15 protein-coding genes and 2 tRNA genes are annotated in these 15,537 nt (G+C 66.6%); 3 read left to right on the plus strand and 14 right to left on the minus strand.

The features are described from left to right. The 3 genes from J7346_RS12970 to J7346_RS12980 form a co-directional block, all read right to left on the minus strand. Positions 1-238: GTP-binding protein (locus J7346_RS12970; protein ID WP_245157828.1), on the minus strand; the 238-nt coding region annotated here is incomplete at its 3' end. A gap of 53 nt (positions 239-291) precedes the next feature. Continuing rightward, a tRNA-Gly gene (locus J7346_RS12975) sits at positions 292-365 on the minus strand. Between the two features lie 86 nt (positions 366-451). Then, positions 452-535 (minus strand) — tRNA-Tyr (locus J7346_RS12980). A gap of 147 nt (positions 536-682) precedes the next feature. Here J7346_RS12980 and rlmB point away from each other — a divergent pair. After that, on the plus strand, positions 683-1,573 hold the full coding sequence (gene rlmB / locus J7346_RS12985) for a 23S rRNA (guanosine(2251)-2'-O)-methyltransferase RlmB (RefSeq protein WP_209120399.1): 891 nt from the start codon (positions 683-685) through the stop codon (positions 1,571-1,573). 2 nt (positions 1,574-1,575) lie between these two features. Here the strand turns inward: rlmB and J7346_RS12990 are convergent, their stop codons facing one another. Together J7346_RS12990 and J7346_RS12995 are read right to left on the minus strand one after the other, a co-directional pair. Then, positions 1,576-1,932 (minus strand): HepT-like ribonuclease domain-containing protein, encoded by a 357-nt coding sequence (locus tag J7346_RS12990; RefSeq protein ID WP_209120400.1) that lies wholly within the window; start codon positions 1,930-1,932, stop codon positions 1,576-1,578. Further along, positions 1,913-2,197 (minus strand): nucleotidyltransferase domain-containing protein, encoded by a 285-nt coding sequence (locus tag J7346_RS12995; protein WP_209120401.1) that lies wholly within the window; start codon positions 2,195-2,197, stop codon positions 1,913-1,915. Before J7346_RS12995 ends, J7346_RS12990 begins: the two co-directional genes overlap by 20 nt. Positions 2,198-2,286: 89 nt before the next feature. Here J7346_RS12995 and J7346_RS13000 point away from each other — a divergent pair, with 89 nt between their 5' ends. Continuing rightward, positions 2,287-3,138 (plus strand): TerC family protein, encoded by an 852-nt coding sequence (locus J7346_RS13000; RefSeq protein ID WP_209120402.1) that lies wholly within the window; start codon positions 2,287-2,289, stop codon positions 3,136-3,138. On the opposite strand, the gene metG is transcribed toward J7346_RS13000, so the two are convergent. The 9 genes from metG to J7346_RS13045 all read right to left on the minus strand — a co-directional run bounded on the left by metG (position 3,135) and on the right by J7346_RS13045 (position 13,641). Next, entirely contained in the window at positions 3,135-4,841 is a 1,707-nt protein-coding gene (gene metG, locus J7346_RS13005; RefSeq protein WP_209120403.1) for a methionine--tRNA ligase, read from the minus strand. The two genes, J7346_RS13000 and metG, sit on opposite strands and share 4 nt — an antisense overlap. Before the next feature lie 117 nt (positions 4,842-4,958). Further along, positions 4,959-6,326 carry an MATE family efflux transporter gene (locus tag J7346_RS13010; protein ID WP_209120404.1) on the minus strand — a complete coding sequence of 456 codons (1,368 nt, stop codon included), beginning with the start codon at positions 6,324-6,326 and terminating at the stop codon, positions 4,959-4,961. A gap of 140 nt (positions 6,327-6,466) precedes the next feature. Then, complete coding sequence (locus tag J7346_RS13015) at positions 6,467-6,865, minus strand: DUF1489 domain-containing protein (RefSeq protein ID WP_209120405.1); 399 nt, start codon at positions 6,863-6,865, stop codon at positions 6,467-6,469. Positions 6,866-6,874: 9 nt separating this feature from the next. Continuing rightward, entirely contained in the window at positions 6,875-7,240 is a 366-nt protein-coding gene (locus tag J7346_RS13020) for a hypothetical protein (RefSeq protein ID WP_209120406.1), read from the minus strand. A gap of 3 nt (positions 7,241-7,243) precedes the next feature. Beyond that, positions 7,244-9,319 (minus strand): acetyl/propionyl/methylcrotonyl-CoA carboxylase subunit alpha, encoded by a 2,076-nt coding sequence (locus tag J7346_RS13025; protein WP_209120407.1) that lies wholly within the window; start codon positions 9,317-9,319, stop codon positions 7,244-7,246. A gap of 36 nt (positions 9,320-9,355) precedes the next feature. Then, positions 9,356-10,438 carry a DUF3667 domain-containing protein gene (locus tag J7346_RS13030; protein WP_209120408.1) on the minus strand — a complete coding sequence of 361 codons (1,083 nt, stop codon included), beginning with the start codon at positions 10,436-10,438 and terminating at the stop codon, positions 9,356-9,358. 24 nt (positions 10,439-10,462) lie between these two features. Then, a complete protein-coding gene (locus J7346_RS13035) occupies positions 10,463-11,368 on the minus strand; it encodes an enoyl-CoA hydratase-related protein (protein WP_209120409.1) in 906 nt (301 codons plus the stop codon). Beyond that, a complete protein-coding gene (locus J7346_RS13040) occupies positions 11,361-12,044 on the minus strand; it encodes a hypothetical protein (RefSeq protein ID WP_209120410.1) in 684 nt (227 codons plus the stop codon). Before J7346_RS13040 ends, J7346_RS13035 begins: the two co-directional genes overlap by 8 nt. Before the next feature lie 4 nt (positions 12,045-12,048). Then, on the minus strand, positions 12,049-13,641 hold the full coding sequence (locus tag J7346_RS13045; protein ID WP_209120411.1) for a carboxyl transferase domain-containing protein: 1,593 nt from the start codon (positions 13,639-13,641) through the stop codon (positions 12,049-12,051). A 95-nt stretch (positions 13,642-13,736) separates the two neighbouring features. Between J7346_RS13045 and J7346_RS13050 the strand changes: the two genes are divergently transcribed. Further along, positions 13,737-15,536, plus strand: a complete 1,800-nt coding sequence (locus J7346_RS13050; RefSeq protein ID WP_209120412.1) for a patatin-like phospholipase family protein — start codon at positions 13,737-13,739, stop codon at positions 15,534-15,536. Position 15,537: the final 1 nt, after the last annotated feature.

A 15,537-nucleotide genomic window follows, 5' to 3' on the forward strand; every position in this document is an offset into this window, starting at 1 on the left:
CGTGGGCGTAGTGACGGTTGGCCGTCTCATATTCCACGTGCGCCGTGTTGATCGTGATGCCGCGCGCCTTCTCTTCCGGCGCCGCGTCGATGTCGGCGTAGTTCATCGCCTTCGCACCACCGGCCTTCGCCAGCGTCATCGTGATCGCCGCCGTCAGCGTCGTCTTGCCGTGGTCAACGTGACCAATCGTGCCGATGTTGCAGTGCGGCTTGGTGCGTTCAAACTTTTCCTTGGCCATGGCCAAAACTCCTGATGGCCCGGGTTGAGGGGCGCTGAGTGCTATCAAAAACCTGGAGCGGGTAGACGGAATCGAACCGACATATTCAGCTTGGAAGGCTGCTGTACTACCATTGTACTATACCCGCATAACGAATGCGGCAGGCTCCGGATCACTCCGGAACGCGACACAATCGGTTCCGATCCGGACCGTTCCGGCGGGTCGGGCAGCGCGTGGTGGGGGAAGCAGGACTCGAACCTGCGAAGCTTACGCAGCGGATTTACAGTCCGCCCCCTTTGCCGCTCGGGACATTCCCCCAGCGCGCCTGTCGACCCGGTTCAGAACCCGACCCGCACCGCGAAGGTCCGCGTCGTCACAAAGGCCTCGGTATCCGTCTCCGCCTGCGTTAGAGGGGGTGAAGGACCCGGAAACCCCCGGGGCTCCCAAATCGGAGCGCGTCTTATAGTGTCGTCGAACCGCGAACGCAACGACTGGAAAGCCGGTCGTAAACAGTCTGCCCGGAGTGGCCCCAAAGGCCCCGAAAAGCCGGGCCGCAAAGGGGACCGCCCGGCCCCCGGTGGCGTGCGCGAGGCCCCGGCGGCGCGCGAGGGACGCCGCGACGGCGGCCGCGACCGGACCGATCCCGATTCCCTCATCTGGGGGCGCCACCCGGTGCTGGCCGCGCTCGCCAACCCGGCCCGGCGCGGCATGGGCCGGCTGATGGCCACCGCCGACCGCGCGACCGAGCTGGAACGCGACAATCTGCTCCACGGTCATGCGGTCGAGGTCGTCGAGGCCGACCGGCTGGCCCGCTTGCTGCCTCCCGGTGCCGTGCACCAGGGTCTGGTGTTCAAGGTCAAGCCGCTGGAAGGCGTCGATCTCGACGAGCTGGCCCGTCCTGCGCGCGGCTTGCTCGTCATGCTGGATCAGCTGACCGATCCCCAGAACGTCGGCGCCATCTTCCGCTCGACCCTCGCCTTTGGGGCACGCGGCATCATCGTTCAGGATCGCCACAGCCCGGCGCTTGCCGGGCCGCTGGCCAAGACGGCGGCCGGTGCCACCGAACGCCTGCCCTGCGCCCGGGTGACCAATCTGTCGCGCGCCCTGCGCACGCTTCAGGACGCCGGCTGGCATATTGTCGGCCTCGATGGTCGGGGCGAAGCCACCCTCGACGAGGCGCTCGATTCGCGGCCCACGGTTCTGGTCATGGGGTCGGAAGGCGACGGCCTGCGCCGTCTGGTCGCCGAAAACTGCGACACCCTCGCGCGCATTCCCATGCCCGGCGGCTTCGAAAGCCTGAACGTCTCGAATGCGGCCGCGGTCGCCCTCTATGAGGCGTCAAGGAAACAGGGCTGAGATCAGTCCATCCGCGCCCGCAGCGTGCGCAGGGCCGCTTCCAGGGCGGGAACACTGCGCGTGGCGGTCATCCAGATCACCGACCCCCGCAAGTGACTGTAGCCATGGGCAATGCGGTGTCGCAGGTTGATGACATCGGGCCAGGGCACGTCGGGCAGCTGGGCCTTCGCAGCGTCAGAGAGCAACCGCGCGCCCTCCCCTATCCGCATCAGACACAGGCAAACCGCGTCATAGACCAGCGCGTCGCCCTCGAAGACCTCGACCGTCGTCCTTTGCAGATGCGCCTTCAATCGCGTGGCGGCGTCCAGCATCTCATCGAGATGAATGCTGTCCGTCTCCTCAAACGACAACCGCTTCACCCTCTGCCTTGATCCGGATCCTGGGGTGCATCACTTCCGCCGAACAGAATTCGACCGACCTCCCCAGCCGCTCCCCCAACAGCCGCTCGACCGTCAGGAACTCCAGGCCCAACGGCCGGGAGGTATCGACCAGCAGATCGACGTCGCTGTCCGGCCCCGCCTCATCGCGCGCATAGCTGCCGAACAGGCGCAGGTTCACGATCCCCTGCTCTGCCAGCCACGGCTTCTGGTCTCTCAGTCTTGCGAGCAGGTCATCGCGGGTCATGGTGCAATCCTACTCCAGCTGAATTAGGGGCACAAACACGGATCGCTCACCGCTTGCCGGACCGCCCCCGCCTGCCCTACAGAGCCGCCATGGAATTCCTGTCCTCTCCCGAACTCGCCAGTCAGCTCGCCGCCCTCGGCAAGGTGCTGATGATCGATCTGGTCCTCGCCGGTGACAACGCCGTCGCCGTGGGTCTGGCCGCCGCTGCCCTGCCGCAGGAGCAACGCAAGAAGGCCATTCTGGTCGGTCTGGCCGCCGCCGTGGTCATGCGCATCGGCTTTGCCCTGATCACCGTCCAGCTGCTGGCCATCGTCGGACTGCTGCTGGCGGGTGGCTTCCTGCTGCTGTGGGTGTGCTGGAAGATGTGGCGCGAACTGCAGGAGCAGCGCACCCACGACCAGGCCGAATCCGGAGAGGCCATGGAGATGGCCTTGGCCGCGCACCACGGCGGCGGCGCCTCGCCCGAGGAAATGGGCATCAAGCGCAAGACCTTCGGCGCGGCCCTGATCCAGATCATGATCGCCGACATCACCATGTCGCTCGACAACGTCCTGGCCGTGGCCGGCGCGGCGCACGATCACCCGTGGATCATGGTGTTCGGCCTGGTGCTGTCGATCGCCCTCATGGGCGTGGCCGCGACCTGGATCGCCAAGCTGCTGAACAAGTACCGCTGGATCGGCTACGTCGGTCTCGTGATCGTGCTCTACGTCGCCCTGCACATGATCTGGGACGGCTATCGCTCGGTCGTGGTCCGCACCGGCAATATGGAGAGCTACAACGCCTCGGCGCCGGGCTTCCTCGAGATCGGTCCGGACGAGGCGAAGAAGCACATGCGCGGCGTTCGCACCGAGGACAGCGACCTCAGGACGCCGCCGGTGCCTTCCAGCCCGTCAGACGCCCCGCCCGTGCAGACGGTTCCGGCAGAGCCGGCGGCGGACTAGCCCTCGCCGCCGCCAAAGCGGTCGGCCCATTCGGCGACCTGCGCGTCCTCGATCTTGGTGAACAGCACGCCCTGATGCGCCACCGCGCGACCGGCGGGGACGGCCTCCAGCCAGGCCTCATCGGCTGACGGCCAGCCCAGGTCCGTCGCGCCGACGCTGGCCGCAATCTGCGGCGCGCTGAACGGCAGGATCGGGGCCGCCAGACGCGCGAACAGAGCCACCAGATTGAGCGCGAACCGCACCGCCGTCGCCGCCCGTTCCGGGTCGGTCTTGAAGGCGGTCCAGGGCGCGGCGACCTGCAGATATTCGTTGCCCAGCACCCAGGCGGCGCGAACGGCCTGTGCCGCCTTGCGGAACTCCATGGCCTCGAAGGCCGCGGTCGCCTCGGCCACGGCCTGGGTGATCCGGGTCTGGAAGTCCCGCTCGACGTCGGTCGGCGCGCCGCCCTCGGGCACGACACCGTCGAACTTGGATTCCGTGAACTTCACGATCCGGTTGACGAAATTGCCAAGCACATCGGCCAGGTCCTTGTTGGTCGCCGACTGGAACTGCTCCCAGGTGAAGGCCGAGTCCGAATGCTCGGGCCCGTAGGCCGTCAGGTACCAGCGCCAGTAATCCGCCGGCAGTAGCTCCAGCGCCTGATCCATGAAGACGCCCCTGCCCTGGCTGGTCGAGAATTTCCCGCCGTACCAGTTCAGCCAGTTGAAGGCCTTCAGCGTATCGACCATCTTCCACGGCTCGCCCGAGCCCAGGATCGTGGCCGGGAAGCTGACGGTGTGGAAGGCGACATTGTCCTTGCCCATGAACTGGACATAGCGGACGTCGTCGGCGCCCTCGTCGGTACGCCACCAGTCGCGCCAGGTCCCGCCCGTGGCCTCGGCCCATTCCTCGGTCGCACCGATGTATTCGATCGGGGCGTCGAACCAGACGTAGAAGACCTTGCCCTCCATGCCCGGGCGCGGTCCGCCGTCGGGCCCGACCACCGGCACGCCCCACTTCAGGTCGCGAGTGATCCCCCGGTCGATCAGGCCCTCGTCCAGGTGTTTCAGCGCGATCGACCGCGCCAGCGTCTGCCAGTCCTTGCGCGTCTCGATCCAGGCGCGGATTCGGTCCTCGATTTTCGTCTGCAGCAGATACAGGTGCCGGGTGTCGCGCACCTCCAGGTTTCGGCTGCCCGAAACGGCCGAATAGGGATCCTTCAGGTCCGTCGGGTCCAGCAGGCGGCCACAGTTGTCGCACTGATCCCCGCGCGCCTTCTCGTAGCCGCAGTGCGGACAGGTGCCCTCGACATAGCGATCCGGCAGGAAGCGCCCGTCGTCGATCGAATAGATCATCTGATCGACGCGTTCCTCGATCAGGCCGTTGTCCTCCAGAACCCGGGCGAAATGCTGGGTCAGCTGGCGATTGGGCGCGTTCGAGGACCGTCCGAACCAGTCATAGCTCAGGCCGAAGGCCTCGCCCGCCGCCTTCTGGATCTGGTGCTGTTCGTCGCAATAGGTCCGCACATCCTGACCGGCCGCGGCGGCGGCCAGCTCGGCAGGCGTGCCATGCTCGTCCGTGGCGCAGATATAGAGCACCTCATGCCCCTGCCCGCGCTTGAACCGGGCCCACACATCGGCGGGCAGCATCGACCCGGCCAGATTCCCAAGGTGCTTGATGCCGTTGATGTAGGGCAGCGCCGAGGTGATGAGGATGCGGGCCATGGGTGTCCGAACAAGTGGCGAGTGACGAGTGGCGAGTGTTGAGCGGTTTAGTGGCGAGTGTGCCGCTATATCGCAACCTTCAAGTCCGATAATCCGCCTTTCACAGGCCCTGGCACCCTAACTCGGCACACGCCACTCGCCACTCGCCACTTTCTGCATTCGCCGCGCCACCCGTATGAACCGGCCGGTCAGCAGGCTCGACGACACCAGACTGGCGATGATGATGGCCCAGACCATGCCGTTCACGCCCATCTGCGGCGCCAGCACCCAGCCCAGCGGCATCATCACCGCGCCATAGGCGGTGAAGTGCATGATGGTCGGCCACCAGATGTCGCCAGCCGCCCGGTTGGCCTGGGCCGCGACCGCCTGGATGCCGTCCGCCACGAAGAACAGGGTGGCCAGAACCAGCGCCGGCACCGCCAGCGCGACCAGCTCAGGATCGCGGCTGTAGGCCTGGATCAGCAATGGCGCGGTCGGCCAGACGATCAGGGCGATGACCAGCGTCAGCGCCGCAATGACGGCCAGACTGACCAAGCCGGCCCGCATGACGCCCGGCGCATCCGCGGCGCCGAATGCCCGTCCGACCAGCACCGCCGTCGCCGACGACAGCCCCATGGGCACCATGAAGACGATGGCCGAAATGTTCAGAACCACGGCCCAGGCCGCGGTCTCGACCGTGCCCAGCCGACCGGCGATCAGGGCCATCAGGGCAAAGGCCGCGACCTCGATAAAATAGCTGGAGCCCGCGCCATACCCCACCTTGCGTTGCTCCGCCTCGGCCAGCGGATCGCGCTCCGGCTTGCGGAACAGGCCCAGCGCCCGCGCCTCCGGCAGCCGCAGGATATAGACGATCAGGAAGACGGCCAGCGCGCCGCGCGCACAGAAGGTCGCCCAGGACGAGCCCAGCGCCCCGTCGACGCCGAGGCCCAGCAGGTCCGGCACGAACAGCAGGTTCAGCCCCAGATTGACCCCGTTCGCCACCCACATGGCGACCATGCCGGGCTTGGGCTTGCCCAGCGCCTCGAGGAAGAACTGCGCGGCGACGCTGACCAGATAGGCGGGCATCGACAGGGCGAACACCATCAGCGGCAGGCGCGCGCCCTCCGCCAGACCCTCGCCCAGGCCGAAATTCTCCAGCCCCGCCGGCCCCAGCACCATCAGGCCGATCATCGACCCGCCGCCCAGCCACAGGGCATAGACCAGCCCGCGGCGCAGCACCGCGCCGGCCTCGTCGCGCCGCCCTTCGCCCAGACGGCGCGCGGTCATGACCTGCACGCCCAGCAGCAGGCCCACGGCCGTGGTCACGACAATGGCAGTCGGCGTCCACGCCAGGGTGTGAAACGCCAGCTCCTCGCTCGAAAAATTGCCGACCACGATCGCATCGGTCAGGCCCATGACCATGATGCCGATGCGCGCCAGCACCACCGGCCAGGCCAGGGCCAGCAGGTCACGCAGGACGGTTCGGGTGGCGGGGGATACGGGCATGGGCGCTTCGCGGCAGTAGGCAGTAGGCAGTAGGGAATAGAAGGGTTGATCGGGCGGCGGCCACGATCGGGCCGGCCGCTTTAGCGGCTTCTTGTCCGCCTGTCTCCAAGGCCCACTGCCTACTGCCTACTGCCTCCCCTTCACCACGCCCCCATTTCGCGCAGCTGTTGTGCCAGTTCTTCCGGCAGATCCCCGGCGTCCATGGTCGACAGGTCCGCCGGCGCATCCTTCGGCTCCAGATAGCGCCAGCCCTGAAAGGGGCGCCGGGCCTGCGGGGCCGTGCGGATCACCCGCGGTTCCAGCTGGATCAGGCACTGTGAGGTCTTGCCCTCGCCGCGCGTGGAGATGTCGGCGATGGGCATGCGGCAGGCGGCCGAGCCCTTAATCACCCAGTAAAGCGACCCGCCGTCCTCCAGCTCATCCGCCCGCTTGGGCGTCATGCGCGTGTGTACGGTCAGCCAGTCGCCCTTCGCCGCGCGCCGCTCCAGCGTCTCCACCTCGGACACGCCGACACACAGCTTGATCAGGTGAAGAGGCATCCGGCGGGATCAGGCGCCCGCGCTGCCGACAGTCGTCATCGAAGTGCCCAGCGTCTCCATCTCGGTGGCGCATCGCTCGCCGGCAGTGTCGATCATGGTCAGAAGCGACGCCTCATCCTGGGAGTTCACCCAGTCCGAGAACCGTTGGACCTGATTGGTCCCGGGATTGCGGCCTTCGAGACGGCCGATGAAATAAGCCATGCCCATGGCGCCCGACGCCTGATACTGCGGGTCGCTGCCGGCCATCAGGGCGAACAGGGCGGCGCACTCCATATCCTTGCGATCAATCTCGGGAACCGGGTCCTGCGCAAAGGCCGGGGCGGATGTCGCGACCAGGGCGGCGCCCAGGGTCAGGGAAGCCAGAACACGTTTCATTACTCAGTCCTTTGCTGCGACCACCGCCAGGGTGGCATCGGCGCCCACCTGGTCACCGACCCTGAAGCTAACGCTCTCCACGACGCCGTCAAACGGAGCCGTAAGCGCCTGCTCCATTTTCATGGCCTCGATGACGATCACGGCCTGGCCCTTGGCGACCGTCTCGCCCGCCTTGACCGGCAACGCGACCACCTTGCCCGGCATGGGCGCGCGCAAGGCCCCGTCACCGGCCTCGGCCGCCCCGGCCGCCGCCGCAGGCCGTCCGTCGACCCGCCAGGCCCGCCCGTCGCGGAACAGCACGGCCGCATGGTCGTCGGGCAGATAGCGATAGGACACCGGCGCCCGATCCGGGGTCAGCGTCACCGAGGTCCGGTACCAGGATTCATGGGGTCCGCTGCCCGGCCACGGCTGAACCGGCACCGGCTCTCCGTCCAGCATTCCGGCATAGCCGTCGCGTCCATCCGGGGTCAGCTCGACCACACGGGCCTCGCCGCCCGCCCGCAGCGGCACCGCCAGCGTCGCGGGCCGGTTCAGGCGAAAGCCCACCAGCTCCGGCGCGGTCGCCCACGGCGTCTCCGCACTTTCCTCTGCCAGAGTCCGCTTGCGCGCCTCATGCGTCAGCGCCACGGCCGCTGCCAGGGCGCCGTCGTCATCCAGCGTCCAGGGCGCCAGCAGGGTGTCCTCCTCCGCCGCGATGAAGGCCGTATCGACATCGCCCGCGACAAACCGCGGATGGTCCAGACAGCGCGCGAGGAAGGCCGCATTGGTCCGCACCGGCCACACCTCGACCTCGCGGCACACCTCGGCCAGATGGTCCGCCGCCGCCTCGCGCGTTTCGGCGTGAACGATCAGCTTGGCGATCATCGGGTCATAGAACTGGCTGACCTCGCCGCCCTCCTCGACGCCCGTGTCGACCCGCAGCAGCGGCCCTTCCGCCGGGTCGTCCAGATCCTCTGGGTCGCCCGTGACCATATCCGCCGGCGGCAGAACGAAATGCTCCAGCGCCCCGATCGAGGGCAGGAAGCCATTCTCCGGATCCTCGGCATAGAGGCGCGCTTCCATGGCCCAGCCGTGGATGCCGATCTCATCCTGCTTAAGCGGAATGGGCTCGCCCGCCGCCACGCGCAGCTGCCATTCCACCAGATCGACGCCCGTGATCGCCTCCGTCACCGGATGTTCGACCTGCAGGCGGGTGTTCATCTCCATGAACCAGATGCGGTCGGCCTTCAGGCCATCCGAGGCATCGGCGATGAATTCGATCGTGCCCGCGCCCTCATAGTTGACGGCCTGCGCCGCCCGCACCGCAGCGGCGGTCACGGCCTCGCGCGTTTTGGCATCCATGCCGGGCGCCGGAGCCTCCTCGATCACCTTCTGGTGCCGACGTTGCAGCGAACAGTCGCGCTCGTTCAGGTGCACGACGGTGCCATGCGTGTCGCCGAACACCTGCACCTCGATGTGGCGCGGGCGAGTAATATAGGTCTCGATCAGCACGCGCGGATCGCCGAAGGACGACTGTCCCTCGCGCTGGGCGCTGGCGAGGGCATCGGCGAAATCCTCGGCCCGGTCGACCCGGCGCATGCCCTTGCCGCCGCCGCCGGCCACCGCCTTGATCAGCACCGGATAGCCGATGCGGTCGGCCTCGGCCCTGAGCGTGTCTGCCGACTGGTCCTCGCCCTGATAGCCGGGCGTGACCGGCACGCCCGCCTCGATCATCAGTTTCTTGGCCGCGTCCTTGAGGCCCATGGCGCGGATCGACGCCGGGGGCGGTCCGATCCAGACCAGCCCCGCCGCCTTCACCGCCTCGGCAAAGTCGGCGTTCTCGGACAGGAAGCCATAGCCCGGGTGGATGGCCTCGGCCCCGGTCGCTTTTGCCGCTGCCAGCACCTTGGCACCGTCCAGATAGGACTCACTGGCCTGCGCTGGCCCCAGCAGCACGGCCTCATCGGCCATCTGGACATGCGGGGCCCGGGCATCGGCCTCGGAATAGACGGCGATGGTCCGCAGGCCCATGGCGCGGGCGGTGCGGAAGACTCGACAGGCGATCTCGCCACGGTTGGCGACCAGAACGGATTTGAACATGACGCCTCTCTAACGCCTTGCGGCGTCCTCGGCCACTCAGTGACCGCCCGCCATGTCATTGAATCCCAGATACAGCCACAGCGCCGCCAGCAGGCTGAAGGTCACCGTGGTCATGAAGAACAGCACCGCCATGCGCGCCAGCGTCCCGAAGGTGCTGCGCTCATAGGTCCCCTTCATGTGCAGGAACAGGTGCACCGGTGACAGCAGGATCAACCACCACGCCCAGGCCCCGACCACCATCGACAGCAGCATGATCAGCGTCAGCAACAGCATCTGCGCTGACAGCGAATGCATCGAAAAGATCACATGGTCGAAGACGTAGTAGCGCCGGTTGAACACGAACAGCAGCGTCAGCATCAGCGCCGAGACCGGCAGGGCCAGGATCGCCACCCGGTGCCCCCAAATCTCCAGCAACAGCGCGAACCGCTCGGGATCGCGCTGCACCGCCTCATAGCGGGTCTTCATCCAGTTCTCGACCGAGCTCACCTGTTCGTCATCCAGAACATTGGATTGCACGCGGATTTCGTCCGGCTCCGCCTGCGACGCTGCGCCGGCCATGGACTTGCCGAAGTTGGCCCAGTCCCCGTCGATGGCCGCCAACGCCAGCGCCTTGGACTCCGGCGTGAGGCTCTCGTCCGCCTCGATCTCCGCCCGCGCCTCCTCGCGTTGCCCGGCGCTCATTTGCGGTCCGACGATATTGGTGGCCGAGTGGGTCTCGCCCCCCTCATTCTCGCCGATGCTCACTGTGTCTGACCAGTGCCCGACGAACAGCACGATCAACAGCAGCACCAGGAACATGCGGAACGGCTGGACCTGAAAGGCCCGCTTGCCGTCCAGATAGTCGCGCGTCAGCTGACCCGGCCGCCGAACCAGTGCCGGGATCGTCCGGAACAGCTTGCCGTCGAAGTGCAGCAGCCCCTCAATCGCCTCGACCACCAGGTGCCAGGTCGAGCGGTGAAAGTCTTCGGCCAGCTGACCGCAGTTGTGGCAATAGGTGCCCTCCAGCGGAGTCTGGCAATTGGCACAGGGTGTGCCCGGCGGAATGTCCGCGTGCTTGCGCTTCCAGCGCAGAAACCCGCCGCCCGAGTCGAGCGCCGCTGCTTCCAATTCGCCCGACATCGAATCCCCCTCCGAACCGAGGCTCTACTTAGCCCAGTCGGGCTTACGCTTGTCCAGAAAAGCGCGCACGCCCTCCTGCCCTTCGCGCGACACGCGGGCGCGGGCGATGCGGTGCGCCGTGTCCTCCATCAGCGAATGGTCGACCTTGTGGTGAGCCACATCGTGCACCAGCCGCTTGGCATGGCCCATGGCGCCCGGCGCACAGACCGCCAGCGAACCGCTCAGCTGGCTGATAAAGCCGTCCAGCGCCGCCGTATCCGGCACCACCGAATCGACCAGCCCGATATGGGCGGCATAGTCCGCATCAAACACATTGGCCGTCAGGAATAGGGCCCGGGCGCGGCGCGCGCCGACGGCCTCGATCACATAGGGCGCGATGGTCGCGGGGATCAGGCCCAGCTTGACCTCGCTGAACGCAAACTTCGTGCCCTTGACCGCCACGGCCATGTCACAGGCCGCGACGATGCCAGCGCCGCCGCCCATGGCCGCGCCCTCGACCAGCGCCACCGTCAGCGCCGGCACGTCGTGCAGGGCCTTCAGCATCTTGGCCAGACCCATGGCGTCCTCGCGATTGTCGCCCTCGGACCAGTCGACGGCCGCCGCCATCCAGGTCAGGTCGGCCCCGGCGCTGAAGGTGCCGCCGGCCCCGCGCACGAACACCACGCGGATGTGGTCGGCCCCGTGCAGGGTCTCGAACGCCTGATAGAGCGCGCCGATGGTCCGGGCGTCGAAGGCATTCTTCTTGTCCGGCCGGTTGATGGTGATGAACACCGCCCCGTCCGGCGTCGACTCGATCGACACCAGATCACTGACGGCATCCGTATCCGCCCCCGCCACCATGGGATGGGCAATGCGGTTCATCTCGCGCGCCTCGGCATCCGTGATGTCCATGGCGTTGAGGTCGGCTTCGGTGGGGGGGGCATTATCCATGAACTCGCTCCTTTGCGCATGACGCGATGTCTATCCGATCAAACGCTCTCGATGAGACAAAGGTTGTTGAGCGGGCGCCCTCCATCTCCAGAAAAACGCCTTGAGACACCGCCAAGAACATCTTACCGCTCGCTACCCATTCGCCATTCTGAGATACATCTGCACAGTGTAACTCTCTGGCACCCGAAGGAGCGACGCCAGAGTTAAATGAAAAAAGGACAGCACCAACGAATATCGCCAACGCTCTGCCAAACAAGCCACCCGAACGTCTGTCGTAGTATGTAGAAATTGCTATTAAAACTGAAGTTGCAGCTATAACCAGCGCAATGTATGGAAATCCGCTCCATTGGTTGAGCACCAAATACAAATACAGCATTAACAAGAAAACACACAACGCCAAAACCATAACTATAGTGCGCGGACTGGACCACATAGCAGTGGCGCTATCAGATACAAATAACTTCATTAATTCAGATACAATTGCCATCAACGGCACAAAGGTACCAAATATTAGGGCCGTGGACCCAGCCGCAGCCGATATTACATCATCTATTCTTATAAAGCCGATTAGGGCGACAGATCGATCCAAGAAAAGACCAAACACATAAGCGAAAGATGCAACGGTCCAGGCAGCCGAGACAATGACTAGATAGACAGCGTAATCTTGCAGTTTCATATGATCACATCCTGAACACGCCGAACGGCGTGTCGGGGATCGGGGCGTTCAGGCTGGCGGAAATCGCGAGGCCCAGTACGTCGCGGGTCTGGACCGGGTCGATGACGCCGTCATCCCACAAACGCGCGGTGGCGTAATAGGGGTTGCCCTCATCCTCATATTTCTGGCGGATCGGGGCCTTGAAGGCCTCGGCCTGATCCTCGGTCCAGTTGTCGGCGTCGCGGTGCACGGTCGCCAGCACGCTGGCCGCCTGCTCGCCGCCCATCACCGAAATTCGGCTGTTCGGCCAGGTGAACAGGAAGCGCGGGCTATAGGCCCGGCCGCACATGCCATAGTTGCCGGCCCCGAACGACCCGCCGATCAGCACGGTGAATTTCGGCACCTCGGCACTGGCCACGGCGGTGACCAGCTTGGCCCCGTTCTTGGCAATGCCCTCGGCCTCGTACTTTCCGCCGACCATGAAGCCCGAGATGTTCTGCAGGAACACCAGCGGGATCTTGCGCTTGCAGGCCAGCTGAATGAAGTGCGCGCCCTTCAGCGCGCTTTCGGAAAACAGCACGCCGTTGTTGGCCAGAATGGCGACCGGATAGCCCCAGATGCGCGCAAACCCGCACACCAGCGTCGTGCCATAGTCGCGCTTGAACTCGTCGAATTCCGAGCCGTCGACCGTGCGGGCAATCACCTCGCGCACATCATAGGGGGCGCGCACATCGTCCGGGATGATGCCGTACAGCTCTTCCGGGTCCAGCGCCGGCGGGCGCGGCTCGCGCACGTCCAGCGGCACATCCTTGACCGTGTTCAGATTGGCGACGATCGAGCGCACGATCTCCAGCGCGTGTTCGTCATTTTCGGCCACATGGTCGACCACGCCCGACTTGCGGCCATGGGTGTCGGCCCCGCCCAGATCCTCGGCCGAGATGACCTCGCCCGTCGCCGCCTTCACCAGCGGCGGCCCGGCCAGGAAGATGGTGCCCTGATTGCGCACGATCACCGTCTCGTCGGACATGGCAGGCACATAGGCGCCCCCCGCCGTACAGCTGCCCATGACACAGGCGATCTGGGGAATGTCGCGCGCGCTCATCCGCGCCTGATTGAAGAAGATTCGCCCGAAATGCTCGCGGTCGGGAAACACCTCGGCCTGGTGCGGCAGGTTGGCCCCGCCGGAGTCGACCAGATAGACGCACGGCAGCCGGTTCTGTTCGGCGATCTCCTGTGCGCGCAGGTGCTTCTTCACCGTCATCGGGAAATAGGCGCCGCCCTTCACCGTCGGGTCGTTGGCGACGATCATCACCTCGCGGCCCGACACCCGGCCCACGCCACAGATCATGCCCGCGCCCGGCGCCTGATCGTCATACATGCCGAACGCCGCCAGCTGCCCGACCTCTAGGAAGGGCGATCCCGCATCCAGCAGCCGCTCGACCCGGTCGCGGGGCAGCAGCTTGCCGCGGCTGACATGGCGCTCGCGCGATTTGTCAGACCCGCCCCGCGCCGCCCGGGCCACCCGCTCGACCAGTTCGTCGCGCAGGCGGCGGTTGGTGGTTTCCAGCGCCTTGAAGGCCGGACTGGACGGATCGATCGCAGATGTCAGCTTGGGCATGCCCTCCCTTTAGGCAGCTTTCCGCCGATGGGCAAAGGGGACGAAACTGCCAGGCGACGGATGACCACGCCCCCCGGAATCTGCCATAAGGCCGTATGGCCAAGGCGCGCACCGATACCCTCGAAGCGGCACTTCAGAACCTCTTCACCGGCGGCGACACGACCCGGGTCAGCTGGTTTGCGCTCACGGGCGGCGAGCAACTGTTTGGCGAGGGCGATCCCGCCGACACCCTGTATCTGGTGCGCTCCGGCCGTCTCGGCGTCTTCTGCCACGACGGGGATCACACGCCGCGCTTCCTCGGCGTGGTCCGCCCCGGCGAGCCGGTCGGCGAAATGTCCATGCTCGCGGGCACTCCGCATACCGCGAGCGTGGTGGCCCTGCGCGACTCGGAAATCCTGGCCCTGCCGCGCGAGACCTTCTTCGAGGCCGCCCGCAGCCAGCCGGACCTGATGGTCGAGCTGTCGCGCCTCATGATCCGGCGCTCGCGTGACAAGACCCTCGGCGGCAGCGAGCCCAGTGTGTTCGGCTTCATCTCGGCCCGCCCCAAACCCATCCGGGCCTTCGTCGAGCGCATCGCCGCCTGCATCGAGGCCGACGGCTTCACCTGCCAGATCATCGATCATTCCGCCCTGACCTCGGTGACCGACTGGTTCAGCCGTGTCGAGGACAGCCACGACTTCGTCCTCTATGTCGCCGAGGCCGATGAGCCCGCCTGGGCCCAGCTGTGCACGCGTCAGGTCGACCGTCTGTTCATCGTCGGCAACCCCCTGACCACGCCGCCGGGGGCCAACCTGCCCCGCAATCCGGCGCTGGACGCCCAGCAGCGCACGGATCTGATCCTGCTGCGCGACCCGCGCATGCCCCGTCCGGCCAACACCTCGATCTGGCTGGATGCTGTAAAGCCCGGTCGCTGGTTTCACGCCATGGACGGCCACGACGGCGATGCCGCGCGTCTCGCCCGGATCGTCACGGGCACGGCCGTGGGGGTGGTCCTGTCCGGCGGCGGCGCCCGGGCCTATGCCCACATCGGCGCCCTCAAGGCCCTGCGTGACGCAAAGGTCCCGCTCGATTTCCTCGGCGGTGCCTCCATGGGTGCGGTGATCGCGGCCGGCCCGGCGCTCGGCTGGTCGCATGACGAGCTGGAGGACGAGATCAAGCGCGCCTTCGTCGCCAGCGATCCCCTGTCGGACATCACCTTTCCCCTGATCGCCATGACCCGCGCGGGCAAGGTCGCGCGCCTCCTGCGCAATGCCTATGGCGAGACCGACATCGCCGACATGCCCCTGCCCTTCTTCGCCGTCTCGACCAATCTGACGACGGGCCGGATCGAGGTGCACAAGCGCGGTCTGCTACGCAGGGCCATGCGGGCCACCATCTCCATTCCGGGCGTCATGCCGCCGGTGGTCATGCACGATCAGGTGCTGGTCGACGGCGCCGTCCTGCGGAACTTTCCGGCCGAGACCATGCGCCAGATGAACGCCGGTCCCGTGGTCGGCGTCGACATGTCCCAGGCGCGCGGGGTCGACCCCGCCTCGCTTCAGAACCCGCCCTCGTGGTGGCGCTGGATCCTGTCAGGGGACTGGAAGAACGGCCCGCCCATCGTGGCCGTGCTGATGCGCGCCGCCACCCTGACGAGTGACGCCGACGTCGAGACGTCGCGCAAGGCGACCGACCTGCTGATCCAGCCGGAACCCGAGGGCATGGATATCCGGGACTGGAAGGCCTACGACATTCCCGTTCAGGCAGGCTATGAGGCCGCGCGCGCGGCCCTCGCTGAACTTGATGTGCCCGTCACCCGGCTCCGTCGGGAGCGCAGCCGCCAGGCGGAGGCCGCCGAAACCGTCGAGGCGCCCGAGCCCCCGGCCAAAAGGCGGGGACGCAAGCAAGGCGCCTGAC

The organism is Brevundimonas sp. A19_0, from assembly GCF_017744255.1.
Classification (GTDB): Bacteria; Pseudomonadota; Alphaproteobacteria; order Caulobacterales; family Caulobacteraceae; genus Brevundimonas.

Excerpts from the sequence above, each read along its gene's own strand:
- J7346_RS12995 (WP_209120401.1), bottom strand. The coding sequence starts at position 2,197 with ATGACCCGCGATGACCTGCTCGCAAGACTGAGAGACCAGAAGCCGTGG.
- J7346_RS13000 (WP_209120402.1), top strand. The coding sequence starts at position 2,287 with ATGGAATTCCTGTCCTCTCCCGAACTCGCCAGTCAGCTCGCCGCCCTC.
- metG (WP_209120403.1), bottom strand. The coding sequence starts at position 4,841 with ATGGCCCGCATCCTCATCACCTCGGCGCTGCCCTACATCAACGGCATC.
- J7346_RS13010 (WP_209120404.1), bottom strand. The coding sequence starts at position 6,326 with ATGCCCGTATCCCCCGCCACCCGAACCGTCCTGCGTGACCTGCTGGCC.
- J7346_RS13015 (WP_209120405.1), bottom strand. The coding sequence starts at position 6,865 with ATGCCTCTTCACCTGATCAAGCTGTGTGTCGGCGTGTCCGAGGTGGAG.
- J7346_RS13020 (WP_209120406.1), bottom strand. The coding sequence starts at position 7,240 with ATGAAACGTGTTCTGGCTTCCCTGACCCTGGGCGCCGCCCTGGTCGCG.
- J7346_RS13025 (WP_209120407.1), bottom strand. The coding sequence starts at position 9,319 with ATGTTCAAATCCGTTCTGGTCGCCAACCGTGGCGAGATCGCCTGTCGA.
- J7346_RS13030 (WP_209120408.1), bottom strand. The coding sequence starts at position 10,438 with ATGTCGGGCGAATTGGAAGCAGCGGCGCTCGACTCGGGCGGCGGGTTT.
- J7346_RS13035 (WP_209120409.1), bottom strand. The coding sequence starts at position 11,368 with ATGGATAATGCCCCCCCCACCGAAGCCGACCTCAACGCCATGGACATC.
- J7346_RS13040 (WP_209120410.1), bottom strand. The coding sequence starts at position 12,044 with ATGAAACTGCAAGATTACGCTGTCTATCTAGTCATTGTCTCGGCTGCC.
- J7346_RS13045 (WP_209120411.1), bottom strand. The coding sequence starts at position 13,641 with ATGCCCAAGCTGACATCTGCGATCGATCCGTCCAGTCCGGCCTTCAAG.
- J7346_RS13050 (WP_209120412.1), top strand. The coding sequence starts at position 13,737 with ATGGCCAAGGCGCGCACCGATACCCTCGAAGCGGCACTTCAGAACCTC.